Raw genomic sequence first — 26,439 nt, 5'->3', positions numbered from 1 at the left:
GAAAATGCTTAGAATAGGCAACGTTTCAATTCGCACTAAGCTCATTTTGATAATGGCTTTTACAGCCATTTTTGCCATGCTGCTAGTCACGGTCGCAATGGTGACCTTTCAATATCAAAGCATCAAGCGGGCTGTTGAAGGTGAATTGATCTCTTTGGCCAGCGTTCTCTCCTGGAACAGTTCGGCAGCATTGGCTTTTAACGACCCTAAAACGGCGGAAGAGTCATTAGCCGGATTTTCTTCGCGTAAGGATATTGTTGCGGTTTATATTTATACACTTAAAGGGCAGCACTTCGCGTCATTCCAGCAGCATCCGGATTTTCACAAGTCATGGCCTGAAGCCAAAGTAATCGCTCAACTCTCTAGACCCCTTACTACGGTATCAGAACACAACGGATCCGGCTGGCTGGCCCAATTGAAATCGGACTATTGGCGAGGGACAAGTTCCGCAGAGGCTATCGATGATTTTGAATATGATGACCAGGGCTTTTTGCACTTGCTCTATCCCATCACGCTGAATGGGCAAATCATCGGCTCTGTTCACCTCATTAATGATCTGTCAAAGTTAAACAAGGATCTGAGTACTTTTTATTTCATCGTGGGATTGGCTAGTTTCGGCAGTCTATTGCTGATATTGCTTTTGTCTGCGCGGCTTCAGAAAATATTTTCCATGCCCTTGATGAATTTAATGAAGGTCATGGATACGGTCTCTTCTAAAAAAGATTACACCGCCCGTGTGGTTCAATCCGGAACGGATGAGTTTGGCCAGCTTTCCAGTGTATTCAACAAAATGCTGGCCGAAATTGAGCGCCGCGATAAACAATTGGACGAATATCGGCTTCATCTTGAAAGGCAGGTAGCCGATCGCACGGCCGAATTATTTGATAAAAATATTCAGCTACAACTTACCACCGAAGAAGCTTTAAAAGGAAAAGAGGGCGCGGAAGCAGCCAGCAAAGCTAAAAGCGAATTTCTGGCCACAATGAGTCATGAAATCAGAACACCTATGAATGGCGTACTGGGCATGACCGAACTGTTGCTGAACACGGAGCTTGATCCTCGCCAAAAGCGGCTGGCGGAAACTGCTTTTCGTTCGGCAGAGTCTTTATTGAGCATCATCAACAATATTCTTGATTTTTCCAAAATCGAAGCCGGTAAATTCAAGCTCAACGAAACAGAATTCTGTTTAAGCCGTTTGCTGGAAGAAACCACGGAAATTCTGACTGACCAGGCCTATAGAAAAAATCTGGAACTTCTGCTTAATTTGCCCTACGACTTACATATTCAAGTTATAGGCGATGCTGAGCGACTACGGCAGGTTCTCATTAATTTAATGGGCAATGCGATCAAATTTACCGAACAGGGTCAGGTAGAGCTTAAAGTCCGGCCGTTGGAGCCTATTGAAACATCTGAAAGCATACAACTCAAATTTGAGATTGCCGATACCGGTCCGGGTATTCCTCTTGAGCAACAAAAAGCCATATTCGATAGTTTTACTCAAATTGACGGCTCTATCACAAGGCGTCATGGCGGGACGGGCCTAGGGCTGACTATCTCCCGCAAACTGGTTCAATTGATGGGCGGTGATCTGCAATTAATCAGCACGCCCGGCACAGGTGCCTGTTTCTACTTTTGTTTGACATTGCAAAAAGGCAACCTTGCAGAGGCGCGGGTTCCTGAGCTTTCGGTTCTCAAAAATCTGAAAATACTGGTCGTCGATGATAATGTAACGAATCGCGATATTTTGTTCGACCTGTTGAGTTACTGGGAGGTACAGGTTCAAACGGTCGATAACGGACAAAAAGCCCTGCAAGACCTTCGTCAGGCAACAGCGCTTGGGCAGCCTTACCAGATTGCTTTACTGGACTGGCATATGCCTTATATGGATGGGCTGACCCTTGCCAAAAGCATTAAAAACGACCCCATGATCAAACCCTTACAGCAGATCATGCTAAGTTCTGATGCCTTGGGAATGGATTTCGAAAAATACTCCGAATACGGCATTTATCGAACCCTGAACAAGCCGATCTTTCAAAAGCAACTTTTGCAATGCTTACTTGAGCTGTCCGGCAACACCCAGTTAAATAACGGCGGTATGGAGAATGCTCTCCTCAGTCCGGTGAAGTCATTTCAGGGTCTCGTTTTATTGGCTGAGGATAACATCATCAATCAGGAAGTCGGATTAGGATTGCTCAAAGCGGTCGGTTGCGACGTGGAAATTGCTAATAACGGACTAGAGGCCGTCGAGGCGGTTAAAAGTAAACACTACGATTTGGTATTAATGGATTGCCACATGCCCACTATGGACGGCTTTGAAGCGACTCGCACGATACGTCAGCAGTTAGGCATAAATAATGAGGCATTGCCTATTATTGCTCTGACTGCAGATGTACAGAAAGGCATCCCGGAACAATGCCTTGCCGCAGGCATGAATGGATATATCTGCAAGCCATTTAATAAAAAGCAAATAATGGCGGAGTTGGAAAAATGGTTGAAGCCCAGTGATAAACCTCAAATTGGCTCTCTTCTTAACCGATTGAATAGTGATCAATCACGTTTGGACATTTTAAACCTCGATACGCTGAACCAATTACGGGAAATCAGGACTGAAGACGGCTCTTCTTTACTGAACAAGACTGTCGAACTTTATTTGAACAGTGCAGCATCAGAAATCGAAAAAATCCGGGAGGCCCTGTACGATAGAAATGCACCGTTGTTAGCGTCATTGGCTCACGCATTTAAATCGGCATCGGCTAACATAGGCGCTGATTCAATTGCTAAACTGGCGGACGAAATAGAAACAAAAGCCAAGAAAAATTTATTGGATGTTTTGCCCCTTAGAGTTGAAGCGCTGACTGGCGAACTGCCCACCGTCATAGCCGCTTTACATGAGACGATAAACCCGTTTGAAATGCGTTTAACTCAACCTGTCCAGGTCGAAAAGTCATCGCAACGCATCTTGCTGGTTGACGATGACGCCAGTTTCCGGCTGGTGATCAGTGAAGTGCTGCGCTCGTCCGGATTTCAAATCGAAATGGCAACGAACGGTAAAGAAGCCCTAGTCAAGGCTCAAGAAACTATCCCTGACCTTATTCTGTTGGATGCGATGATGGATGAGCTGGATGGTTTTGAAACGTGCAAACAACTTAAAGCTTTTCCAGATTTGGCGGATGTCCCTATTATTATGACGACCGGTCTAGGTGACACCGAATCGATTAATAAGGCCTTTGCCGCCGGCGCTACGGATTTTGTTGTCAAGCCGTTAAACTACACCATTTTGACTCATCGCCTGCAATTTATATTACGGACCGGGCAAATCACTTCTGAACTTAGAAGCAGCAAGCTCCAGCTGGATGCCGCACAGCGTATCGCGCGCTTGGGTTACTGGACCTGGGACAGCAAGAACAATTACTTTAAGTTATCATCTCATTTGGCAAAACTTTGCGAGATAAATCCAAATCAGTTCGATAACACCTTGGAAGGTTTTCTCGAACTTATTCATCCTGAGGACCGGAGTTTCGTCAGCAATATCATTCGTAATTCAATACTTAACCCCTCCATTCAGCATACCGAATATCGCCTGCAAATTACGCCTTACGATATTGTTTTTGTGCATCAGGAAATTGAGGCGATTACCGATTTAAGCAATCCCATTATCACCGGAACAGTTCAGGACATAACCCATAAAAAAGAATCCGAAAAACAAATACACCGCCTGGCCTATTTCGATAGTCTGACCGGACTGGCCAGCCGTACTTATTATCACGAACGCATGGATGGCATTATCAAGAGCGCCGCCCGGCGAAACGAGCAATTTGCCTTTCTGTATCTTGATCTGGACGGATTCAAAGACATTAACGACGGACTTGGCCACAATGTCGGCGACCAGTATTTGAAAGCCATTGCGCAACGCATCAAGTTGGTTATCCGAGACATTGATTTTGCTGCACGTCTGGGCGGTGACGAATTTTGTATCATCGTTGATAACATCATCGATGAAGAGAGTGTGGCGGAAGTTGCGACACGCTGTTTAAACCAGATTAATCTCCCATTGAATTTGGATGGCAACTTGCTTAGACCGCGCGTTAGTATCGGTGTTGCCATCTATCCGCGAGACGGACGTGATGAAATAGAAATTATGAAGGCCGCTGATGCTGCGATGTATTCGGCCAAACAAGCCGGTAAACAACGCTATGCTTTTTATACGCCGGAAATGACCTTGCAAGTCAAACAGCGTATGAAAAAAGAACAGCAACTGCGAGACGCGTTTGAAATGAAGCAATTTATCCTGTATTACCAGCCGCAAATTACACTGCAAACCGGCAAAATGGTCAGCGTTGAAGCCTTGATCCGATGGCAGCATCCGGATGGACGTTTAGTGACTCCTTTTGAGTTTATCGCGCTGGCTGAAAATCTGGGTCTTATTATCGAGTTGGGAAAATGGGTGCTGACAACCGCCTGTTCACAGTTGGCCGTATGGCATGCAGCAGGCTGGAGTTCGCTATCCGTATCGGTCAATATTTCTCCTTTTCATTTTCGTGATCCTGAGTTATTAGCCACGGTTCGCGAAATTTTGCATAAAACCGGTATTTCAGGACGGTTTCTGGAACTTGAAGTGACTGAAAATGCGATGCAACAGGAAAGTTATCTGACTGTATTCAGGCAACTGAGGGAAATTGGCGTAAGGATCGCGATAGATGATTTTGGTAGCGGTTTTTCATCACTGGCCTCGCTTAAAGAGCTACCGATTGACACTCTCAAAGTGGATAAGGTTTTTGTTCAGGATGTTCTTTCCAGCCATCAGACTCCGCTTATGCTGGGCGCCATTATCGGTCTTGCTAATGCGCTCAACTACACGCTCGTTGCCGAAGGCGTGGAAACCATCGAACAGGCACTCGTCATGAGGGGTTTGGGTTGTCACCAGGTTCAGGGCTATTATTTTAGTCCGCCGGTATCGGAAGATAAAATTCCGGCGTTGGCTGATCAGGATTTCAGGCTTAAGTTTCATCCAAGCAGTTAAACCAAGCAGGGGTAATCATTTTATCTCCCTGCTTGGTTCAGTTTATAAAGCTAGGGCGACATGTTGGCGATGCCTTCGGTCAACAGGCGCAGTTTATTTTGAATGATTCGGGTATTCTGAGGCCCCATCCTGATCATTTGTTTATGGACAGGATTAAGCGTCTCAAGTTTTTGGTCTGCAAACTTGTAGCCTAGCGTGGCCTTGACCAGAGCAATACGGGTGTCTATGACCGGAGCGGTCAATATTTCGGCAGCGGCTTTTTGAAAAAGATCATCCACTCTGTAACTTTCCGGATAGCTGAATTCTTTGAAAATCTGTTGAAAAAGCGCATTCAAAGTTCGATAGGTTTGCAATCCATCTTTAACATTAATGTCGTCAATCGCTGAAGCCAGATGATTGTAGCGTTGATAACTTTTAGCCGAGAGGTATAGCCCTTGTTTATCTTTTTCTGCAATGAAAGATTCCGTTAAAGTAAACGGTTTCATATGCTTGTAAACTCGAAGCCCTTGAGAAAAATCGTTGACGATGATCACAAACTTTCTAATGAGTTCGTCCTCTTTTAGCCACTGGCTAAAACCCGGTGATAATCGGGTTGCCTGTTCGCGAAAAAAATCATCGCTATTTTCCAATGCAGGCAACGCCTGGTCACTGCCTGTTGAAGGTTCTTCCGTACTGATTTTCGGCAATGTTTCTGACGATAGATTAAGTGTATCGGCTGGCGTGCTTTGTTCCTGGTTCGTTGTAACAGGCAAGGCCAACTCCTGAGTCGTCAATCCCGAACTACCGGTCTCAACCACTTGAGGAGTGATATAAAACCAGGCACCTGCTGCGAGTGCAGCCATTAAAATGATCAATAGGGTTATGATTAAACCTATTGGCTTTTTTCGTTCATATAAATCATATCTTCCCACAAATCTCTCCCCTGAATGAATGTGGCTGGGTAAAGCCAAGTCATAGTGATGCCTCGTTCGGCAAAGAATAGACTATTACGGCTCATTAATCTCATAGGCGATTTTACCTTGTATTGTCATGAGGTGCGGGTAGAAGTTTATTCAATTTATTCTGAAAGGGCTTAAAGTGAGGAATACCTTCGAGCTTAGTTGTGGTATCAACAGAGGAATGTGTGCAGTTGCCGTTTGGTTTTGAAAAGGTGAAATTAATCACCTTTTCAACAGGGCTATCAATTATTTTCGATCATAGCGGGAGGCAGTTCCATTTGCATTGCTTTGATAATTGTACTCAGCTCATTCCTTTGTCGTTTCAACGGTTCCAGTTCTTGTTCCAGCTGTGCAATGTTTTCCGCTACGCTGCCTTTTGAGTCGTTGATTTTTCTCAGCATTTGCAACCGGCTTTCAATTTGCTTTTTATGATCTTTGATCTGATGCATCAGTGGTGTCAGAACGCTATTGCACCATGTTGTAGCGTCTTTGTTGGCCGTTTTCAAAATTGCTCTTGCTCTATTAATCAGAGTTGAATAGAGCTTATTGATTACGATGCTTTGCTCGGTCATGGTGGTGCGAGCGCTATTTCTGAACGCCTCACCTTCTTCAAAAATTTGTTCCAGTTCGAATTGGTACTGCTTGATCGAAAACAGCTGAGGTTCTATTTCCTTAAAACCGTATTCATCCTGGAATTTTTTATGAATGGCTTTGACCAGTCGCCGGGTTTCATTCGTGGTATCGACGCAGTCCTGCAAAACTTCGCGCAATTCGTCGAATAATTTACGCATGCTCTGTTTCATTCCATAAGTTGTCAGGCTTTTAGACATCTCAATACGCATATTCTTGATTATTTCATCAATGCGTTCGCTAGACAGGGAATCGACCAAAATTTTGGCCTGAACACTAAACACTTTTCTGCTGGCTTGAAAATTCTCAATATTCAACATGTAATGTTGCTGACGATCTCGGGTTTCCGCCATCAGCTTGTCAGTCATTTCATGATTTTCAAAATCTATCTTCTTGAACTCTTCCAGTTGTTTGGAGGCATTACTCAGCTTCGTATCGGTCAAATTGGAGGATTCGGTGACCAGGAAGCCGATATCCCGCTTGATAGTACTAAGAATAATATTGCGTCTTTGTTTGAGAATGTCGTTCGCAAGGTAATTTTCCAGTGCGAACAAACGGCTTTTTTTCAATAAGGCATCATCCGATTTTACTTTAGCCAATAAGGCTTGTTTGGCGGATGCAGGAAAAACCAGGGATTCATCAATATTCAAAATGGATGCGCAGGTTTTGATTTGAGATTTTATCGATGCTTCATAACCTGAATCACCGGCCAGATCATCCCACATGGCGTCAATTTTGTTCATGACGACGGCCAGGCCCTGTTTTCGTTCGCCTCGCGTATTACTGACGTGGTTACGCCACATTTCCAGATCGCTCTTGGTTACACCGGTATCGGCAGCCAAGACAAAAATAATCGCTTGTGCACTGGGTAGCATATTCAACGTGAGCTCGGGCTCGGTGCCGAGCGCATTTAGCCCCGGGGTATCGAGTATGCACAAGCCTTCCTTGAGTAATGGATGAGGAAAACTTATCAACGCATGGCGCCAGCAAGGAATTTCTACGGTTTCCGGGTTGACGATACCTTGCTCAGCAGCCTCTTTTTCATTCCAAAGACCCAGTTTATCAGCGACTTCGCGAGGCACTCGTTTGGTGGCGACTAACTCCTTGAATGCTTCCTGCATTTGAGTGGGGGAATCAAAATCCAGATCAATCTGGTTCCAGCGCTCCGGCTTTTTTTTGTACTCGCTGAGAGAAATGTCTTCAAGACGGCTCTCAATATTGAGTAAGCGAATATAATGCCCGCCTTTTTCATCATAAAAAAGTTCGGTAGGCGACATGGTGGTGCGGCCGGGCGATGAGGGCAGTAAACGGACGCCTGTTTCAGCAAAAAACAGAGCATTAATGAGTTCTGTTTTTCCACGCGAAAACTCTGCAACAAACGCCAGGGTAATCCGATCAGATTCAAGACCATGTAGTATATTGAGCAGCATTTCAGTGCTGTGAATATCGTTCATGGCATAACGTTGTCGCCATTCTTGATACATTTCTATGGCTTGTATCAATTGGGTGCGCCACTGCGAATATTCGTGCAGTTGTTCTTTAAATTCCAAGTTCCTCATGGCAAGCCTTTTGCTGTCACTGGTCTGCAGGGGTCAAGTCGGTAATACCTGTTTCGGGGTAATTGTAGACTATATCTTGATTACTGTTAGTCCGGCGCTGCTGTAAATCACTCGGCATGAGAATTTGTGACACCGTACTTTTCCCTGTAGGCATTAATGTTGAGTAAATAGGGGTTGGCTTCAGGCTTTTCAGTCAGATATTCGATAATGTGCTCAAGACTGATAATAGAAAATACAGGCATTTCGTAAGCGGTACTGACTTCTTGAGTTGCCGATAATTGGTTTTCGCCTTTTTCCTGGCGATCCAGCGCTATCAGCACACCGGCTGGTTTGGCATTCGCCGATCTGATGATAGCGACAGACTCTCTGACAGAGGTTCCTGCGGTGATCACATCATCCAGTATCAGAATATTACCTGCCAATTCCGCACCTACGAGAGTGCCGCCTTCTCCATGGTCTTTCGCTTCTTTCCGGTTAAACGCAAACGGAATATCTTGTCCAGTCAGCCGCGCATAAGCGATTGCCGTGGCGCAAACCAGCGGGATGCCCTTGTAAGCGGGGCCGAACAGGACGTCGACAGGCAATTTGGATTCAATGAGCGCATACGCATAAAATTCGCCCAATTTGCCCAATTGCGCGCCGGTTTTAAATAAACCGGTATTGAAAAAAAAGGGGCTGGTACGGCCGGACTTGAGCTGGAATTCACCAAACTTCAGTACGCCGCAGTCCAATGTGTAGTGAATAAAGTCTTTTTGAAAAGCTAGCATAGTTTCAGTGGCTTCCGAATAAGGGCTTAAAGATTGTCAGTGCAGCGATTAGTATAACCCGCGGGCGCTAACGAATGAACCTTTCGAGCACCGAGTCCAGAAAATTCCAGCCTTTTTCGCTGCATTTGAAAACCCACTCTTCCTGACGGATCAAACCCAGATTGATGCACTCGCCTAATGCAGGTTGCAACGATTCGGCGCTTAATCCTGTCATGCGTTCATATTGGCTCAGCGTAAATCCTTTTTTAAGCCGGAGCTGGTTCATCAAAAATTCCAATGCCAATGCATCGGTTTCAATCGCGATGCCTGGTTGACGATGCGTTTGGGCTTGATAAATTTCAGGACTTTTGGGCTTGGTGGTGCGGAATATGCCCTTTGGTAGATGAGTGCTTAGTTTTCCATGCGCACCCGCGCCGATACCCAGATAATCGCCAAATTGCCAATAATTAAGATTATGGCGGCACTCGAAATCAGGCTTACTGTAAGCCGAAATTTCATATTGGCCGTATTGGTGGTCCGCCAATAGCCGTTGACAGGCCTGCTGTTCCTTATAGATATGTTCATCATCAGGCAATTGCGGTGGAAACTTGTGAAACAATGTATTGGGTTCCAGCGTAAGCTGGTAAAACGAAATATGTGTTGGGTTCAGTTTGATCGCCATTTCAACGTCTGTCCGGCTGCTGTGATTGTCCGTAGCGGGCAGTCCAAACATCAAGTCCAGGTTAAAATTGTCAAATCCTACCCGATGCGCGGTTTCAGCCGCACGAATCGCCTCTTTCGACGAATGTACCCGGCCGAGTTTTTGCAACAAAGTGTCATTAAAACTCTGAACACCGATTGACAAGCGGTTGATCCCCAGTGCTCTAAACTCTGCAAACTTATCCAGCTCAAATGTGCCGGGATTGGCTTCCAGCGTAATTTCCAGATTATCCGAAAAGCCAACTTTCTGTTTAATGCCTTCCAGCAAACTATTGAGCGCTTCCGGCGAAAACAGACTCGGTGTGCCACCGCCAATAAAAATACTGTTGATCGGCCGGGTTATCGCAAAATGCTGAAGATCATGTTCCAGATCGCTTAATAACAAGGCGACATAGTGCTGTTCCGGAAGTTCGCCCTTGACTGCATGGGAATTAAAATCGCAGTAAGGACATTTTCTGATGCACCAGGGAATATGGATATAAAGGCTAAGCGGGATCAAATCGGTTAACTGTCGTTGTTGAATAAAGGGCTAGTGTAACACTCACGCGGGCGGTATTAAGAACGGAAGAGTTGTGTGCTTCATAATCGTTATGTTATAACATTTGTAAAATTCATTGAGGTTTTAAGATGCTTAAAGATTTTCCACGCAAACTCCCCGTCACAGTTCTGTCCGGCTTTTTAGGCGCGGGAAAAACCACGCTGCTGAACAGCATCCTGAACAACCGGGAAAACTTGAAGATTGCCGTAATAGTTAATGATATGAGTGAAGTCAATATCGATGCGGCTCTTGTTAAAAACGAATTATCGCTGAGCCGCTCCGAAGAAAAACTGATTGAGATGAGCAACGGTTGTATCTGCTGCACATTGCGCGAAGACTTACTGGTAGAAGTCGGAAAATTGGCTAAAGAAGGCCGTTTTGATTATTTACTCATCGAGTCTACCGGGATCGCTGAGCCAATGCCGATCGCTGAAACGTTTACTTTCAGAGACGAACATGGCGTTAGTTTATCGGATATTGCTCAATTGGACACAATGGTGACGGTCGTTGATGCCGTCAATTTCATGCGTGATTACATGGAAGCGCAATCGCTAAAAGAAATCAATGCAGAATTAGGCGAAGATGACGAGCGCAATATTGCCGATCTTCTGGTCGATCAAATCGAATTCAGCAACGTTATTTTGATTTCCAAAATCGATTTGGTCAGTACCGATGAGATAGCCAATATGACAGCAATACTGCGGCAGCTAAACCGGGATGCAGAGATCATTCCCATGGTCATGGGACAGGCGCCGCTCGCTAAACTGTTAAACACAGAAAAATTCGACTTTGACAAAGCCGCGCAAGCGCCGGGCTGGTTACAAGAAATGCGTGGCGAGCATCAGCCCGAAACCGAAGAGTACGGCATTGCCAGTTTTGTTTATAGTGCTCGCCGCCCTTTTCATCCGGGCCGGTTTTATGACTATTTGCATGAGGGCGATTGGGATAACGGCACCTTGCTGCGCTCCAAAGGGTTTTTCTGGCTGGCATCCCGGCCCGAATGGGTAGGCACCTGGTCACAAGCCGGCGGCATGATGCAGCATGGCTGTGCCGGACGCTGGTGGGCTTCAGTGCCTGAGTCCGAATGGCCGGAAGAACATATTGCCGATATCAAAGCCAACTGGCAGACGCAGTTTGGTGATTGTCGCCAGGAACTGGTTTTTATTGGTCAAAATGTCAATGCCGATCAAACCCGTCAAGAGCTGGATAGGTGTCTTTTGTCCGATGAAGAATTAGATCTGGGGCCTGAAGCCTGGCGGCATTTCCAGGATGATTTTCCACAGTGGCTTGAACCGGCTTCGGCTGAGATGGAATAAAGCATTTTGAGCGAACGAGGAAGAAATAATGTCCGCAAATCCCCAAACTATTTTTAAACCGGCCTATTCCGAAGCGATAATTTCGGATGATTTAGCCGATCTGACGCTCATTTATCAAGACAGTGTCAATATTTGCCAGATCAATCGAGCAATAGATTCCGGTATCGAAGCCTTTATTGGCGAGTTGCTGCAAAGCGCTGTCGATATCGGCGTTATCGAGAATTTACCGGTCAATACGTTTGATTTTTCCAGGCTTATACCAGCGGCGAGACACATCGAAGGCTATGCCGCTTTTTGTCATGACATTGCTCACCTGACCACCTTGTTTTGCGATTTGTTTGACCTTAAACGGGTAGGGTTACGACTGCGTACCCTGGATCGCCCGATGTGCCCCAAGTTTCATGTCGATGCGGTCCCGTGCCGCCTGGTTTCGACTTACGGTGGCATTGGCACAGAATGGCTTGAAGATAAAGAAGTTAAGCGCATAAAACCGGTTCTTGTCAGGCATGATTCCAAGGATGACCCGTCAGGAACTGTTCGCGATTCAAGCTTTATTCATACCATGCCGGCCTTTTCGGTCGGTCTTCTGAAAGGCAGCAATTGGACAGGTAACGAACTGCACGGTGCCGTGCATCGTTCGCCAAAACTCAGTGCCGATCTGCCAAGGCGGTTATTGCTCACCCTGGATTTTGCCTAAAGGTTCTAACTGAAAAATGCCTGCTCAGTCGTTATTGAGGGCCAGTTAAAACGCAACAATCATTCCTCTTTTCCTATCGTTAAGCAATACACCGGAGATACCGCATGGCCCAGTCAAAACAACTCAATCCAGTGCCCGTGACCATTCTGACCGGATTTCTGGGAGCCGGTAAAACCACCTTGTTGAATCGCATCTTATCCGAAGCGCATGGTCAACGGATCGCGGTTATTGAAAACGAATTTGGCGAGGAAGGTATCGATAATGATCTCTTGATTCAAGGGGATGAACAAATTGTCGAAATGAATAATGGTTGCATTTGTTGCACCGTACGCGGCGATTTGGTGCGCATTCTGGGCGAGCTGAGCGAAAAGCATAAAACCGGGCAAATTCATTTCGACCGGGTCATTATCGAAACAACCGGTTTAGCGGATCCTGCGCCCGTCGCCCAGACATTTTTTGTAGAAGAAGCGATTGCTGAATTTTATTCGCTGGATGCGATTATCACTGTTGTCGATGCCATACACGCGCAGCAACAACTGGATGAACATCATGAAGCCCAGGAGCAAGTTGCGTTTGCCGACCGTTTGCTGCTGACAAAGAGTGATTTGTCAGAGCCAGAGCACTTGAATAAGTTGGAAAAGCGATTGCGAGCGATGAATCCCCGAGCGCCGATTCAACAGGCTAATTTCGGTGAGTGCAATCTGAGTGACATCCTCGACATTCGCGGCTTTAATTTACAAACGATTTTAGAAATTGAGCCTGATTTTCTTGAAGACGTCAGTCATGAACATGACGATGAGGTCACATCCTTCGTCTATCAAAGCGATCAAGCATTTGATCCTGCCCGCATTCTTGCGTTCCTTGATGCGATGATTCGTATTTATGGGCAGGACATGCTTCGCTACAAAGGCATCATGAATATCAAAGGCCAGGAATCCAGCGTAATTTATCAAGGTGTCCATATGTTGATGAATTACGATTTCGGCAAGCCCTGGGCAATAGACGAAAATCGCAAAAGCGTTATGGTGTTCATCGGCCGTAATTTGCCCTGTGAAGCGTTTTTTAGTGCCTTGGATGAATGCAGAGTTTGATGATTATTCTAAGTTAAGGGAATCCAAAAGATGTTGATTCGGTTAAAAGGCGGAAAAATATACGATCCTGCCCAAAAGCAAGAGGGTGTTGTCAGCGATATTTATATTCGCGACGGTGTCATTGTCAATCCTCCAGAAACTCTCAGCCTTGCCGATGTGGAATATGACATAACCGGGAAAGTTGTTATGGCCGGTGCCATTGATATCCACAGTCATATTGCCGGAGGCAACGTCAATACCGCGCGTTTGTTATTGCCCGAACAACACCGCAATTTTCTGGCCCGCAAGCTCAACCATCCTTTCAGTACGGCCCGATGGTCGGCCACTGAAACAGGTTATCGCTATGCTCTCATGGGTTATACAACAGTTGTAGAACCTGCTGTGCTGCCGATTAATGCTCTGGATGCGCATCTGCAAATGGCGGATATTCCTATCATCGATACAGCGGGGCTTGCGATATTAGGTAATGATGATTATTTATTGCGCTTATTACGGACCGGAGTTTCGCAAAATCAGATTAACGATTACGTAGCCTGGACGTTGCATGCCACCCGCTGTCTGGGTTTAAAAGTGATTAACGCTGGCGGCGCAAATGCGTTTAAGTCAAATGCTCGCAGCTTTGATCTGGATGATCAGGTTCCAGAATACGGTGTCAGTTCGCGGCATATTCTGCAAACCTTGCAACGCGCCGCTTGCGAAATCCAGCTTCCGCATCCGGTTCATGTGCATTGCAATAATTTGGGCATTCCCGGCAATGTCGATACGGCGCTGGCAACCATGGAGGCCGCTCAAGGCTTGCCTATGCATTTGGCGCATATCCAGTTTTACGGTTATGGTAACGAAGGCGAGCGTGGGTTTTCGACCGCTGCGGCCAAGCTGATTGATGGATTCAAAAAACATCCGAATATCACGATGGACGTGGGGCAGGTTCTATTTGCGCAAACAGTGACGATTTCGGGAGACGTGATCGCCCAATACAGCCGCAGACATGACGCCTCGCCCAACAAATGGGTGGCCTGGGATGCAGAATGCGAGGGTAGCGGCGGCGTTGTCCCTTATCGCTATAAAGAATCCAGTTTCGTCAACAGTTTGCAGTGGTTAATCGGTCTGGAGATATTCCTGCTGGCCGAAGACCCCTGGCGGCTTTTTTTTACAACCGATCATCCTAATGGCGGACCTTTTACCATGTACCCTTTTCTGATCCGTTTATTAATGGATAAAGACTATCGTCTGGAGTGTATGGCACAGTTGAATCAGGAAGCGGTCGCAATGTCGCTGCTTAAAGATCTGCATAAAGAGTTTACCTTGTATGATATTGCGATCATGACGCGGACCGCGGCGGCTCGATTGTTAGGCTTGGCGGATCGGGGGCATTTAATGCCGGGTGCCGTTGCCGATATTGCAGTTTACTCTGAACAAGAGGACAAAGCCGCAATGTTCGGTCATGCCGCTCTCGTGTTTAAAAACGGGCATTTGGTGGTCAAAGATGGCGAGGTTGTTGGGCGGCGCAACGGCACGGCTCAAATTGTGCAGCCAGAGTTCGATAAGCAAATCGAACGGCGGGTGCAACTCTATTACGATCAGTTTTACAATCTTAAGTTGGATAGTTTTGCCGTAGCCGATGTCAGTTTTAATCAATCCGATAACGAGCGATTTCTCAGGCATTCGTGCGGAACTCCTTATCTGGCAAGCCATTCATGATCAAGTCAAAAACCGTCGAACGAATACCCGTAGTGGTACTCAGCGGCTTCTTGGGTAGCGGCAAAACGACGCTATTGAACCGCTTGCTGCAATTTCAGCCGCATTCTGCTGTCATTATCAACGAGTTTGGTGCGACACCTATCGATCAACAACTCATCAAGGAACGCAATATCCCGTTGACCACTTTATCGGGCGGTTGCTTATGCTGTCAGGTTCGCGGTTCGCTGGCGCCATTGCTCAAAAACCTGCGTATGGCCTGGGATGACAAATCCGATAAACCGTTCAGCCGGATTTTTATCGAAACCAGCGGTGTTGCCAGCCCTGAACCTATTCTCGATACCTTGTTGAATGAACGCTGGTTATCAACCAAATACCAATATCAAGGCATGATCGCGACTGTTTCGGCCACTGCTGCCGATGATTATCTGAACCGGTTTCCCGAGGCCCAGGCTCAGATAGCCTGGGCGGATAAACTGGTCATCACGCAAACTGATCTTGCTGATTCAGTACAGATCCGGCGCTTACACGACAGACTCAATCAATTGGCGCCTGCAACGCCTCGCCTGGACGTTGTAAAAGGTGAATTTGACCCGAAAGCACTGCTCAATTTTGGCAGCAAATTTCGGGCGGTCGGCTCAATTTCTGCAATCGATGGCCTCAATCACGGCTTTAGCAGTATCTCCCTGCATTTTGATCAACCGATCGCCTGGTCACGCTTGCAAACCGTGCTGGAAAATTTGCTAAACGAGCATCGCGAACACATTGTCAGGCTTAAAGGCGTTGTGTTTACTCAGGAACACCATCAGCCTTTGGTCGTGCATGGCATCACCGGAAGACTTTTTCCACCTGTTCCGCTGCCAAACCGCGCTGAAACCGGTAACCGGGGGCGTTTGGTACTCATTACGACCGGCGAAATTAAAGGTCTGGCCGAAGACATCATGACTCGGCTGCGAGAACAAAACGCCTAAGACTTAAACCCGAGATGATAAAGATGAACAAGATTCTGCCTAAATCCCTGTTAAAAGATGTACAGGGCATTCCCGATGCAAGACGCATTGCCATTGATAAAGTCGGTATCAAGGCTATTCGCCATCCGGTTCGGGTTAAAGACCGTGCAGAGGGCGAGCAGCACACGATTGCTGAATTCGACATGTATGTCAATTTACCGCATGATTTTAAAGGCACTCATATGTCGCGTTTTGTTGAGATACTCAATCAGCACGACCGGGAAATCAGCGTAGCCTCGTTCCGGCAGATGTTGACGGAAATGACGGAACGGCTGGATGCCGAATCAGGCTATATCGAAATGCGCTTCCCGTTTTTTATCGACAAAGCCGCACCGGTCAGTGGAGTGCGCAGTTTGCTCGATTATCAGGTCAGTCTGATCGGTGAAATTACCGGCACTCAAATTCAGACAAGGATCAAAGTGATCGTGCCTGTAACCAGTCTTTGTCCTTGTTCCAAAACCATTTCGGACCGGGGCGCTCACAATCAGCGTTCACATGTCACCCTGACCGTGCTGATTGAAGATTTTATCTGGCTGGAGGAATTGATAGAGCTAGTTGAACAAGAAGCTTCTTGTCAGATCTATGGATTGTTAAAAAGGCCTGATGAAAAATATGTCACCGAGTATGCCTACGATAATCCCAAATTTGTCGAAGACATGGTGCGGGACGTGGCAAGCCGCCTGGATGCAGAACCTCGCATCAGCGCTTATATCGTCGAATCGGAAAATTTCGAGTCTATCCACAATCACTCAGCCTATGCGCTGATTGAGCGCGATAAAAGGCAGGCTTAAATAATTGTGACCACTCGGCAACTTACTTACTTATTTTCCTGGCTGATCAAAAAGCATCTTCATGAACGTCATTACGGTTTTAGAAGGCTCAAACATTCAGCCAGACTCTCTTTCCAATAAGGGATTGAAATGCCAAATTGCTGCTTTATCTTGGTTTTATTGAGCAAGCTGTAATTGGGCCGCGTGGCGGGGGTGGGATAGTCTTTGGTTTCGATAGGATTGACTTGGCAAGTCAGGCCGGAAAGTTCAAATATGGTTTTGGCAAAATCATACCAACTGCACACACCTTCATTGCTGTAATGGACAATTTCGGTGGCAGATAGCGCGTAAAGTTGCGGATTTTCGACGAGGGTCAAAATCGTGCGGGCCAAATCGCGGGCATACGTGGGTGTTCCAACCTGATCGAAAATAACACCCAGCGATTCCCTTTCTTTACCCAGGCGCAGCATGGTCTTGACAAAATTAGCGCCAAAACTGGAATAAACCCAGGAAGTTCTAATGATGAGGGATTTGGGCGGATTACTGTTCAGCAAGGCCCGTTCGCCGTCCAGCTTGGTTTGTCCGTAAACGCTTTGAGGTTGAGTTTTATCGGTCTCGAGGTAAGGCCGGTAATTTTTCCCATCAAAAACATAATCGGTTGAAATATGGATGATGGCGCTATTTTTTTCTTTGGCGATGCTTGCCAGGACTTCGACAGCATCTGCATTGATCGATTGTGCCAGAGCCGGTTCTGATTCGGCTTTATCCACAGCCGTGTAGGCGGCACAATTGATGATGACATCAAAGGTTTTGTCTTTGAAATAGGCCTGAATACCTTCAGGCTGACTCAAATCAATATCGTCTCTGCCGATAAACGTAAACGATAAGTCAGGGTGTTGAGGGCTTAACAATCGAAGTTCACTGCCCAGTTGACCCTGTGCGCCGGTTACCAGTAACGTTTTACGCATACAAGGAACCGCCGTATTCAAAAACTTCAGCATCTTTGAGCAGCGGTTGCCGGGTGTCTTTGGCTGAGAGCTGGAGCCGGTCTTTATCAATCTGCCAGTTGATGCCTAAGGCTTGGTCGTCAAAAGCTATGCCTCTATCATTTTCCGGCGAATAGTAGTTATCGACTTTGTAAGCAAAGACCGTATTTTCCTCCAGTACTACAAAACCGTGGGCAAACCCGCGGGGTACCAGCATCTGGCGCTTATTGTCACCGGATAACTCGACGGCTACATGCTGCCCAAATGTAGGGCTGCCTTTTCTGATGTCGACGGCCACATCCAGCACTTTTCCTTTGATAACTCTGACCAGTTTGGTTTGCGCCGCAGGTGGAAGCTGGTAATGCAGGCCTCTCAGAACGCCTACCCCTGATTTGGATTCATTATCCTGCACGAAGTTAATTTTATAACCCAGAAAGTCATCCAGTCTGTCCTGACGGAAGGTCTCAATAAAGTAGCCTCTGTGATCGCCGAAAATTTGCGGCTCAATGATAACCACGTCAGGTAATTCCGTTACGCTAAACTTCATTTCACAATCCTCCCTTGACTGGCTCGATGAATCAAATATTGACCGTATTGGTTCTTTTTAAGCGGTTGCGCCAATTCGAGCAATTGTTCTTTGGAAATATAACCTTGTTCGTAGGCAATTTCCTCTATACAGGCGACTTTCAAACCTTGTCGGTTTTCTATGGTTTGTATGAAATTGGAAGCTTCCATCAAGGATTCATGCGTGCCGGTATCGAGCCAGGCAAAACCTCGGCCCATCAGTTCCACTTTCAGATTGCCTTGGTCAAGGTAAAGCTGATTTAAACCGGTAATTTCCAGCTCACCTCGGGCGGAAGGTTTAAGCGTTTTGACGACATCGACGACATTATTGGGATAAAAATAAAGCCCGACTACGGCATAGTTGCTTTTCGGTTGCGCGGGTTTCTCTTCGATGCTTTGTACGTCACCTTCGCTATCAAACTCGGCAACGCCATAACGTTCGGGGTCTTTTACATAGTAGCCGAATACCGTAGCTTTCTGCCGTTCTTCAACATGGGAAATCGCTCTAGCCAGCATTTTGCTCAAGCCGTGACCGTAAAAAATATTGTCTCCCAGAACCATGCACACGCTATCGGAACCAATAAATTCCTCGCCCAGTATAAATGCCTGAGCAAGCCCGTCGGGTGAGGGCTGAACTTTATAACTGAAGGTCATGCCGATTTCAGAGCCACTTCCCAATAAGGCTTCAAAAAGCGGCAAATCATGTGGCGTAGAGATGATCAGCACTTCGGTGATGCCCGCCAGCATCAGCACAGAAAGCGGATAATAGATCATCGGCTTGTCGTAAATAGGCATTAACTGTTTACTAACGCCTTTCGTGATCGGATAGAGCCTTGTGCCGGTTCCACCTGCCAGAATAATACCTTTCATGGTGCTAATCTCTTTAAATTATGAGTTCGTATTTGAATCCGATCAACAACTTAACGTTTGATTCAAGCGTTAAGCGTGATGGGTTGTAATAGGAGAAAAGTGTAGCCGTTTCTTGGTTCTTTACCGGGATCGTTAACTAGATAAACAGCCGATTTGAAACGGACTCAAACGGTAAGTCTCTTTTCGCAACACTTATCGATCAATTAAAAGCCTTTCAACAATGCGGCCGTTTTGCAAATGTTCGGCAATAATTTCGTCGATATCGGTCTTGCTGCTGTATTTGTACCAAACGCCTTCCGGGTAAACCACAAGCACAGGACCTTGAGCGCAACGGTCCAAACAACCGGCATTATTGACCCGGCATTTTTTGGGCCCGCTCAGTTTTAATGCCTTGACTTGCTCTTTGGCATAGTCGCGTAGCGCTTGCGCGTTAAAGTCGGCACAGCATGCGGCTCCGTTTTCCCGTTGATTGGTACAAAAAAACAGATGATGTTTATAAAAGCTCATTGTTTACCTCATGGAGCATCAAATCTAGCGTCCGCCTTCTGTTACCATGGCATCAATGCCATTTTTCTTGAGACGGTCCTTGATGGTTGTGACACTGGTCATTTGTTCGTAAGGACCGAGTTTTACGCGGTTCCAAATTACATCGCCAACTTTGGCTTTTTCAACCCGGGCGACCAGTCCCATCAGAGCCAGTTTAGCCCGTAACCGGTCAGCATCGCCAAAATCCCGGAAAGATCCTGCCTGTAAGGTGTATTTGGACTCTTTTGCTTTGCCTACGCGTTCTTCTCTAACCCGCGTTTTGATTTCATATTCGGGGATAACCACCTCTTTTGCCGGCAAAATAGTATAAAAATCAAAATGCGGCTCTTCGGCTTTTTTCTCTTCAACCGGCTTTGGTTTCTGGGCTGCCGGTTTGGCTTGTGTCGTCTGGATATTGGGCGTTGTAGTGTTAAGCACCGGTTGTGGTACCGCGGCTTGATCCGTTTTATTGTCTTTAAGAGAAAATAAGAAAACGCCAAACGCGACTATGATTCCAGCGATAGCCACCCATTTCCAACCGGCAATCGCAGAGGGAGGCTTTTTGACGACTCTGCTGCCCCGTCCCCGGTTTTTATAATCTCTGGACATTACATGGCCTCTGGCGTATTAATTTTTAATAGTAGCAAACCATTTGACAGCACCTGCTTGACAGCGCAGATTAAATTGAGTCTGGCGTTACGAATAATCGGGTCTTCAACCAAAAATTGGTGGGCATTGTAGTAAGTATGGAATTCAGTCGCCAAATCCCGCAAATAATGGATCAGCTGATGCGGTTCGTACATCAGCGCCGAGCGTTCCAGTACCTCAGGATATCGCGCCAGCGTGGTTAATAGCGCCGTTTCGTGCTCTTCCCGCAGACAATTCAGATTGTCCATGCCCAGTGTTATGTCTCGCTCCCAGTTTTTTTCATCCAGCTGCCTTAGCACACTGCAAACCCGCGCGTAGGCATATTGAACATAGTAAACGGGGTTTTCATTGGATTTGGATGTGGCCAGTTTAAGGTCAAAATCCATATGCTGTTCTGAGCGGCGCATGACATAGAAAAAGCGGGCGGCATCCTGGCCGACTTCGTTACGCAACTGTCTTAATGTGACAAACTCACCGGAGCGAGTGGACATTTGTACTTTTTCTTCACCCCGGTACAGCACGGCAAATTGAACCAGCAACACCGTCAATTTTGACGCGTCCGCGCCTAAAGCTTCAATTGATGCTTTAACTCTGGGTATGTAACCATGGTGATCGGCGCCCCAGATGTTGACGATTCTATCGTAACCTCTATCCAGTTTGTTCATGTGATAAGCAATGTCGGACGCAAAATATGTCATCTGACCATTATCACGCACCACGACACGGTCTTTTTCATCGCCTAAACGGCTGGACGCAAACCAGGTTGCTCCGTCCTGTTCGTAAAGGTAACCGGCTTGCCGCAAACGTTCCAAAGCTTCTTCAACCGCACCGCTTTCCATCAAAGATCGTTCGGAAAACCATTCCTGATAATTCACGCCAAATTCTGCCAAATCCTGGCGAATATCCTGCAATATGGTTTTGAGCCCAATCTGGAAAAAATCCTGATAAAGGCTGGCGCCTAACAAGGTTTTAGCCCGGGCGATCAGGGCGTCAATATGCGTTTCCTTATCACCGCCTTGGGGTTCATCGGGAGGAATATCCTCTACTATCAGTTCAGCCGGTCTGCGATAGTCATTGCCCGCCGATTTGTGAATATCCCAGGCGATTTCGCGCACATATTCACCCCGGTAACCGTTTGTCGGAAAGGTCACCACTTCGCCGCATTCGGCCAGATAACGCAACCAGATGCTGGTTGCCAGAATATCCATCTGTCTTCCCGCATCATTCACATAGTATTCCCTGTGAACGGTAAATCCCGCCGCTTCAAGCAAATCGGCGACCACCGATCCATAAGCGGCGCCACGTCCATGGCCGACGTGTAAAGGACCCGTGGGATTGGCGGAGACAAACTCAACTTGCACTTTTTGCCCGGCACCCGCCTGGCTCAGTCCGAACTTGGCGCCCTGATCCAGGATTTGACTGACAATTTGAAATTGGGCATCGGGATTAATGAAAAAATTGATAAATCCAGGCCCCGCTATTTCAATGCGTGACACCAGTTCATCTTTGGGTAAAGCGGCAACGATTTTTTCGGCTAATGCCTTGGGGTTTGATTTGGCGGGTTTTGCAAGAACCAGGGCGACATTGGTTGCGAAATCCCCATGTTGCAAATCTCGAGAGTTTTCTATCGTTATTTTGGGAGTTATTCCCACGTCAATTACGCCTTCATTTTTTAACGTATCAACAGCAGTGAGTATCAGCGCCTCTAATTTTTGTTTCATTACGGCTTTGTTGCTCTAAGTCAAAAATAACGAATTATTATCCACTAAAGCCCGTTGATTATCCATTCAAACATCAGCAACCCTCTTGCCGGTATCATCGATATAAGGCTGACTGGCCAGACTGAGTTTAATGCCCGCATTTTCAATAAAGGTCAATCGGGTCAACATCAATTGACCAGCGAACTTTTCTGGCACTGGCAAGCTTTTCCAGTGCGGGCAAAAAAGTGTCCAAAAACCGGTGCAAAGGTTTTCGCTGGACGCTTTGAAATAATAATTGATAACGGTAGCGTCCCGCCTTTCTCGCCAACGGCGCAGGGACCGGCCCCAGCACTAGCAGGCTTTTATCTGTCGTTTGATGAATGATTTTGGCGACTGACTCAAAAAACAGTGTTGCCTGCTCAGGTTGATTGGACTCGACTCTTAAAATGGCCTGAAAACTATAAGGGGGAAGACCCGCCTCCCGGCGTTCGTTGAGGGTTGCCGCGACAAAATTACCGTATTGCTCGTTCAGCAAAGTAAGCAAGAGAGGATGTTCGGGGTGTCGGGTCTGCAAAATGACTTTACCCGGTTTTTCTGCACGTCCTGCGCGTCCGGCAACCTGGACTATCAATTGCGCCAGGCGCTCGGTGGCTCGAAAATCAATACTGAATAAGCCGCTATCCGCATCCAGCAACACGACCAGCGTGACATTTGGGAAGTGATGGCCTTTTGCGAGCATTTGTGTGCCGATAATGATATCGACCTGATTCCGGTTGATCCTGTCAATATACTGTTCCCAAACGCCTTTTCGCTGTGTCGTGTCCCTATCCAGCCGGATAATCGATTTGCCCGGAAACAAATCAGGCAGGACATGCTCCACGCGTTCAGTTCCCAAGCCTAAAGGCATCACATCGACGGCTTTGCAGGCAGGACACTGATGGTGTAACGGCTGTTCATGACCGCAATGGTGACAGCGCAACACGCGCTGATCCAGATGCACGACCAAGTTTGCCTCACAGCGTTTACATCGCGCAACCCAGCCACACGCGTGACAAATTAAAGTCGGAGCAAAGCCCCGGCGGTTTAGAAAAATCAGCACTTGTTCCTGTCTGGCCAGCGTCGCACTGATTTCATTGATCAGCGGCTCTGACAGGCCTCCATTCAGTTTTTTATTACGTATATCCAGCAGATGGCAGGTAGGAGCAACCGCGACTCCGGCTCTTTGCGATAAATGCAGCAGCGTATAACGCTGTTGAGCAACATTGAAAAAACTCTCCAGCGAAGGCGTTGCCGAGCCCAATACGACTGGCACATGTAAAAGTTTTGCTCGCATGACAGCTATATCACGCGCTGAAAAACGAAAACCCTCCTGTTGTTTGAAAGAGGCATCATGCTCTTCATCCAGAATGATCAAGCCGGGTGATTTAAGCGGTGTCAGTAAGGCCGAGCGCGTACCCAGCAGGATAGAGGCGCGGCCTGTCTGCATGGATAACCAGGCTGTCTGACGCTGCTGGTTAGTCAGTTTCGAATGAGTGACGGCAACCGGGCAGGCAAAGCGTTGTCTGAAACGTTGTTCCAATTGCGGTGTCAAGCTGATTTCAGGAAGCAGAATCAGCACCTGGCGGCCTGATTCAAGCACTGATCGAATGATCTGCATGTACACTTCGGTCTTTCCGCTGCCGGTCACCCCTTCCAGCAAAAACACCCGGAATTCCCCCAAAGCATCTCTGATCGTATCAATTGCCGATTGTTGGGCTGGATTTGGCAGCAATTCCGGAGTTTGAAGTAACGCAGAGCGGTCAACAGGCGCGCTGTTTTCGTCAATAAATACCAGCTGTTTTTCCAGTAAACTCTTCAATAAAAGGCGCCAGTGACCTTCAGATTCAGACAAATCCGACTCGGATAAACTGTTGGGTGATGCCTGGAATTTTTCCAGTAATAAACGTTGTTTATGAGCGCGTTTAAGAGTAGAGGGTTCCAGATTCCGGCCGGCTGCAGTCAAGCCATAGCGCTTTTCCTGGCCTGATTTTGCAGGCTTACCGTTCCTTAATCCCACAGGAAAAGCCGCCGCAATGACCTCGCCGATGGGGTGATGATAATAATTGCCGGCCCATTGCAGCAACTGTAAGTCGAGGCTGGACAATAGCGGAACGTCATCTATGATCCGGGCAATTCGTTTGAGTTTTTCTACCGGTCTTTCGGAGTGCCAAACGATTTCAACCAGAACTCCTACTTTTAACACTTTTCCAAACGGGACCTCGAGTCTGATGCCTGGCTTCAAGTCAATAGATTCCAGGTCTTCCGGCGCTCGGTAATCAAAGAGGCGATACAGAGGGACTGAAACAGCAATTTTGAAAATAGGCTCTTCAGTAGTGTATAAGTCAGACATGCACCTCTTGACTTGCGGTAATTGTTTGGACTGGGTTCATTGAGATAATTATTGACGCAGGCTGTGGATAACTCTGTGGATGGGTAGTCAGGCAAATTATTTTTTACAGTTTTCGAATATTAGGTTATTTATAGATAGCTTATTTATCAATGGTCTATTTAATTAAGCGCTATAAAAAAATTTTTCAACCCATTAAATAGCAATCTTTAATTGTGTATAACTTTGTGAGCTACATCACAAAATTAAAATTTTCTTTACGTATATTCAATTTTAAGTTCTCTCAAGGTATCTGCTCACTCCCCTCCCATTTTATTGGGTGTGTAGGTGATGGATTTCAAACGACGCGTGTATAAGTGCTTGTAGTTCACTGCAACATCCCTGTTGCAGAAGGCTTTTCAATCAATCACCTAAACCCTCTATTCCAAGCGGGAAAGTAGTCATTCTTCGCTCGGCCACATTTGCGGTTTTCTGACGCGCTCTTTTGTCCGATAACGGCCTTACCTCCATGGATGTGATGTGGGTAAGGGGCGTGAGCAGGGAGCGGAAGCTTTGCGAAAACAGTTACGTAGCTTTTTATGCGCCTGTTTTCGCGCCTTCCTCTCGAACAAAATAGCCTTGCCATAAAAGCCGCAAACATGACCGCGCGAAGTATATCTCTCAAGGTTTAATGAATTTTAAAGTCATGCGATCGCTCTCGCCGATCTCCAGATAATGCGCTCTGTTTTGCTGACCTAGCCTTAATGCGGGCGGCAAGGTCCAGACGCCCATAGGGTGGTCTTTGGTGTCTTTGGGGTTGGCATTGATTTCAGCTTTTTCCAGTAATTTAAATCCTGCCTTTTCAGCGAAGGTGATGACCTGGTTTTCGCTGACATAACCGGAGGTGATTTGCTGATCCAATGTTGAATCAGGTAAGCTGCGATGCTCTACTACCCCAAAAATACCACCGGGTTTAAGGGCTTTGTATGCTGCAGCGAAGACCGCTTCGGCCTGGCCGTCTTTCATCCAGTTGTGCACGTTACGGAATGTCAACGCCCTGTCGCAGGAGCCTTCGGGAGCAATTTTTGTAAATTCCGGCGGTTGCAGAACAGTTAATTGTACCGCTCCGTAGATTTCTGGATTCCCCGATAACTTGGATTTAAAGTCGTTCAGGCTTTTTATAAAGTAAGGTACTTTTGACGTGTCTGAAAAGTGCGCGGTATAAAGCTTGCCCTTGTCTTTTAGATAAGGGGCCAAAATCTCGGTATACCATCCGGCTCCGGGGGAAAGCTCGACGACGGTCATGGTGTTTTGAACATCAAAAAAACGGAGGGTCTCTTCCGGATGCCGGTAGCGGTCACGGGCTTTATTTTCAGCAGAACGATGCGTCCCCTCAATGGCTTGGGATAAGTTTATTTCTGATTGGGCTTGTGCGCTGCATATCAATAACAGCAACAATGCCGGCACTTTATTTAAAATCAATTTCATAGCTTTTATCCTTATTTTTGACCGTTAGAATTCCAAAATTGCAACAAGCTGAGTCCGGCCAGCATTAAAAACGCGACTAATGTCCAGGCCGGCATGCTGAAACCCAGCAGGGTCCAGTCGACTTTAGCGCAATCGCCTGTGCCGCTCAGCATTTGTTTGATGACTTCAGCCAGTGGGAAGTTTTCCATCATGTATTCTATGCCTGGGCCGCATTCGGGTACTTCATCGGGTGGAAGATGCTGAATCCAAATGTGCCTGACCGAGACTGCTCCGCCGGATAAAGCGACCAGGGTTCCTAAAATCGAATAGATTTTCCGGCCTTTTTCCTCCGGATTATGGAGTCCTGCTATTAAAAACACCAGGCCCGTTAACATGATGCCTATGCGCTGGGAAATGCACAGCGGGCAGGGCTCAAGGCCTCCGACAAACTGAAAGTAGGCTCCCATGGACATAAGAAGGACACAGCCGGCAAAACCCAGCAAAAACCAGATCCTGGCTTTCATTTTTATGAGATTTAACATTTTTCGATCTCTAGTTTAAACGCTTTTATTCCCAACGAA

20 protein-coding genes are annotated in these 26,439 nt (G+C 46.8%); 7 read left to right on the top strand and 13 right to left on the bottom strand.

What is annotated here, in order from left to right; genetic code table 11:
* Nucleotides 1-4 precede the first annotated feature (4 nt).
* Nucleotides 5-5,020 carry an EAL domain-containing protein gene (locus tag GO003_RS04115; RefSeq protein ID WP_159659176.1) on the top strand — a complete coding sequence of 1,672 codons (5,016 nt, stop codon included), beginning with the start codon at nt 5-7 and terminating at the stop codon, nt 5,018-5,020.
* Between the two features lie 50 nt (nt 5,021-5,070).
* Here GO003_RS04115 and GO003_RS04110 read toward each other — a convergent pair whose 3' ends face one another.
* The 4 genes from GO003_RS04110 to hemW form a co-directional block, all read right to left on the bottom strand.
* Nucleotides 5,071-5,862, bottom strand: coding sequence for a DUF3014 domain-containing protein (locus tag GO003_RS04110; protein WP_159659177.1), 792 nt, complete (start codon nt 5,860-5,862; stop codon nt 5,071-5,073).
* A gap of 338 nt (nt 5,863-6,200) precedes the next feature.
* A complete protein-coding gene (locus GO003_RS04105) occupies nt 6,201-8,147 on the bottom strand; it encodes a dynamin family protein (RefSeq protein ID WP_159659178.1) in 1,947 nt (648 codons plus the stop codon).
* Nucleotides 8,148-8,254: 107 nt separating this feature from the next.
* Entirely contained in the window at nt 8,255-8,914 is a 660-nt protein-coding gene (gene pyrE / locus GO003_RS04100) for an orotate phosphoribosyltransferase (RefSeq protein ID WP_159659179.1), read from the bottom strand.
* 67 nt (nt 8,915-8,981) lie between these two features.
* Complete coding sequence (hemW, locus tag GO003_RS04095) at nt 8,982-10,112, bottom strand: radical SAM family heme chaperone HemW (RefSeq protein WP_159659180.1); 1,131 nt, start codon at nt 10,110-10,112, stop codon at nt 8,982-8,984.
* 128 nt (nt 10,113-10,240) lie between these two features.
* Here hemW and zigA point away from each other — a divergent pair, with 128 nt between their 5' ends.
* The 6 genes from zigA (at nt 10,241) to folE2 (ending at nt 16,754) form a co-directional block, all read left to right on the top strand.
* Nucleotides 10,241-11,467, top strand: a complete 1,227-nt coding sequence (zigA, locus tag GO003_RS04090; protein WP_159659181.1) for a zinc metallochaperone GTPase ZigA — start codon at nt 10,241-10,243, stop codon at nt 11,465-11,467.
* Between the two features lie 28 nt (nt 11,468-11,495).
* Entirely contained in the window at nt 11,496-12,164 is a 669-nt protein-coding gene (locus GO003_RS04085) for a DUF1826 domain-containing protein (protein ID WP_159659182.1), read from the top strand.
* A gap of 104 nt (nt 12,165-12,268) precedes the next feature.
* Complete coding sequence (locus GO003_RS04080) at nt 12,269-13,255, top strand: CobW family GTP-binding protein (protein ID WP_159659183.1); 987 nt, start codon at nt 12,269-12,271, stop codon at nt 13,253-13,255.
* Between the two features lie 30 nt (nt 13,256-13,285).
* A complete protein-coding gene (locus GO003_RS04075) occupies nt 13,286-14,956 on the top strand; it encodes a formylmethanofuran dehydrogenase subunit A (protein ID WP_159659184.1) in 1,671 nt (556 codons plus the stop codon).
* The gene (locus GO003_RS04070; RefSeq protein ID WP_159659185.1) at nt 14,953-15,924 is read left to right on the top strand and encodes a CobW family GTP-binding protein; all 972 of its coding nucleotides are present in this window, start codon (nt 14,953-14,955) and stop codon (nt 15,922-15,924) included. Before GO003_RS04075 ends, GO003_RS04070 begins: the two co-directional genes overlap by 4 nt.
* A 23-nt stretch (nt 15,925-15,947) precedes the next feature.
* Entirely contained in the window at nt 15,948-16,754 is an 807-nt protein-coding gene (folE2, locus tag GO003_RS04065) for a GTP cyclohydrolase FolE2 (protein WP_159659186.1), read from the top strand.
* 71 nt (nt 16,755-16,825) lie between these two features.
* On the opposite strand, the gene rfbD is transcribed toward folE2, so the two are convergent.
* From rfbD to GO003_RS04020, 9 genes are all read right to left on the bottom strand, one after another.
* Entirely contained in the window at nt 16,826-17,701 is an 876-nt protein-coding gene (gene rfbD, locus GO003_RS04060) for a dTDP-4-dehydrorhamnose reductase (protein ID WP_159659187.1), read from the bottom strand.
* Nucleotides 17,694-18,266, bottom strand: a complete 573-nt coding sequence (gene rfbC / locus GO003_RS04055; RefSeq protein WP_159659188.1) for a dTDP-4-dehydrorhamnose 3,5-epimerase — start codon at nt 18,264-18,266, stop codon at nt 17,694-17,696. Before rfbC ends, rfbD begins: the two co-directional genes overlap by 8 nt.
* Nucleotides 18,263-19,153: a glucose-1-phosphate thymidylyltransferase RfbA gene (gene rfbA / locus GO003_RS04050; RefSeq protein ID WP_159659189.1), complete on the bottom strand. Its 891-nt coding sequence runs from the start codon at nt 19,151-19,153 to the stop codon at nt 18,263-18,265. Before rfbA ends, rfbC begins: the two co-directional genes overlap by 4 nt.
* Before the next feature lie 192 nt (nt 19,154-19,345).
* On the bottom strand, nt 19,346-19,660 hold the full coding sequence (locus GO003_RS04045; protein ID WP_159659190.1) for a (2Fe-2S) ferredoxin domain-containing protein: 315 nt from the start codon (nt 19,658-19,660) through the stop codon (nt 19,346-19,348).
* Between the two features lie 24 nt (nt 19,661-19,684).
* Nucleotides 19,685-20,287, bottom strand: coding sequence for an SPOR domain-containing protein (locus GO003_RS04040; RefSeq protein ID WP_159659191.1), 603 nt, complete (start codon nt 20,285-20,287; stop codon nt 19,685-19,687).
* Nucleotides 20,287-22,047: an arginine--tRNA ligase gene (gene argS, locus GO003_RS04035; RefSeq protein ID WP_159659192.1), complete on the bottom strand. Its 1,761-nt coding sequence runs from the start codon at nt 22,045-22,047 to the stop codon at nt 20,287-20,289. Before argS ends, GO003_RS04040 begins: the two co-directional genes overlap by 1 nt.
* A gap of 142 nt (nt 22,048-22,189) precedes the next feature.
* Entirely contained in the window at nt 22,190-24,415 is a 2,226-nt protein-coding gene (locus tag GO003_RS04030; RefSeq protein WP_159659193.1) for a primosomal protein N', read from the bottom strand.
* Nucleotides 24,416-25,072: 657 nt separating this feature from the next.
* Nucleotides 25,073-25,879, bottom strand: coding sequence for a class I SAM-dependent methyltransferase (locus tag GO003_RS04025; RefSeq protein WP_159659194.1), 807 nt, complete (start codon nt 25,877-25,879; stop codon nt 25,073-25,075).
* An 11-nt stretch (nt 25,880-25,890) separates the two neighbouring features.
* Nucleotides 25,891-26,400: a disulfide bond formation protein B gene (locus tag GO003_RS04020; RefSeq protein WP_159659195.1), complete on the bottom strand. Its 510-nt coding sequence runs from the start codon at nt 26,398-26,400 to the stop codon at nt 25,891-25,893.
* Nucleotides 26,401-26,439 lie beyond the last annotated feature (39 nt).

It is taken from the genome of Methylicorpusculum oleiharenae (assembly GCF_009828925.2).
Classification (GTDB): domain Bacteria; phylum Pseudomonadota; class Gammaproteobacteria; order Methylococcales; family Methylomonadaceae; genus Methylicorpusculum; species Methylicorpusculum oleiharenae.
This window is presented reverse-complemented; position numbering and strand designations above follow the sequence as displayed.

Coding starts and splice junctions, on each gene's coding strand:
- rfbC (WP_159659188.1), bottom strand. CDS start 18,266: ATGAAGTTTAGCGTAACGGAATTACCTGACGTGGTTATCATTGAGCCG.
- GO003_RS04020 (WP_159659195.1), bottom strand. CDS start 26,400: ATGTTAAATCTCATAAAAATGAAAGCCAGGATCTGGTTTTTGCTGGGT.
- argS (WP_159659192.1), bottom strand. CDS start 22,047: ATGAAACAAAAATTAGAGGCGCTGATACTCACTGCTGTTGATACGTTA.
- GO003_RS04110 (WP_159659177.1), bottom strand. CDS start 5,862: ATGGCTGCACTCGCAGCAGGTGCCTGGTTTTATATCACTCCTCAAGTG.
- GO003_RS04105 (WP_159659178.1), bottom strand. CDS start 8,147: ATGAGGAACTTGGAATTTAAAGAACAACTGCACGAATATTCGCAGTGG.
- GO003_RS04080 (WP_159659183.1), top strand. CDS start 12,269: ATGGCCCAGTCAAAACAACTCAATCCAGTGCCCGTGACCATTCTGACC.
- rfbD (WP_159659187.1), bottom strand. CDS start 17,701: ATGCGTAAAACGTTACTGGTAACCGGCGCACAGGGTCAACTGGGCAGT.
- GO003_RS04070 (WP_159659185.1), top strand. CDS start 14,953: ATGATCAAGTCAAAAACCGTCGAACGAATACCCGTAGTGGTACTCAGC.
- folE2 (WP_159659186.1), top strand. CDS start 15,948: ATGAACAAGATTCTGCCTAAATCCCTGTTAAAAGATGTACAGGGCATT.
- GO003_RS04085 (WP_159659182.1), top strand. CDS start 11,496: ATGTCCGCAAATCCCCAAACTATTTTTAAACCGGCCTATTCCGAAGCG.
- GO003_RS04045 (WP_159659190.1), bottom strand. CDS start 19,660: ATGAGCTTTTATAAACATCATCTGTTTTTTTGTACCAATCAACGGGAA.
- pyrE (WP_159659179.1), bottom strand. CDS start 8,914: ATGCTAGCTTTTCAAAAAGACTTTATTCACTACACATTGGACTGCGGC.
- GO003_RS04040 (WP_159659191.1), bottom strand. CDS start 20,287: ATGTCCAGAGATTATAAAAACCGGGGACGGGGCAGCAGAGTCGTCAAA.
- rfbA (WP_159659189.1), bottom strand. CDS start 19,153: ATGAAAGGTATTATTCTGGCAGGTGGAACCGGCACAAGGCTCTATCCG.
- GO003_RS04075 (WP_159659184.1), top strand. CDS start 13,286: ATGTTGATTCGGTTAAAAGGCGGAAAAATATACGATCCTGCCCAAAAG.
- zigA (WP_159659181.1), top strand. CDS start 10,241: ATGCTTAAAGATTTTCCACGCAAACTCCCCGTCACAGTTCTGTCCGGC.
- GO003_RS04115 (WP_159659176.1), top strand. CDS start 5: ATGCTTAGAATAGGCAACGTTTCAATTCGCACTAAGCTCATTTTGATA.
- GO003_RS04030 (WP_159659193.1), bottom strand. CDS start 24,415: ATGTCTGACTTATACACTACTGAAGAGCCTATTTTCAAAATTGCTGTT.
- GO003_RS04025 (WP_159659194.1), bottom strand. CDS start 25,879: ATGAAATTGATTTTAAATAAAGTGCCGGCATTGTTGCTGTTATTGATA.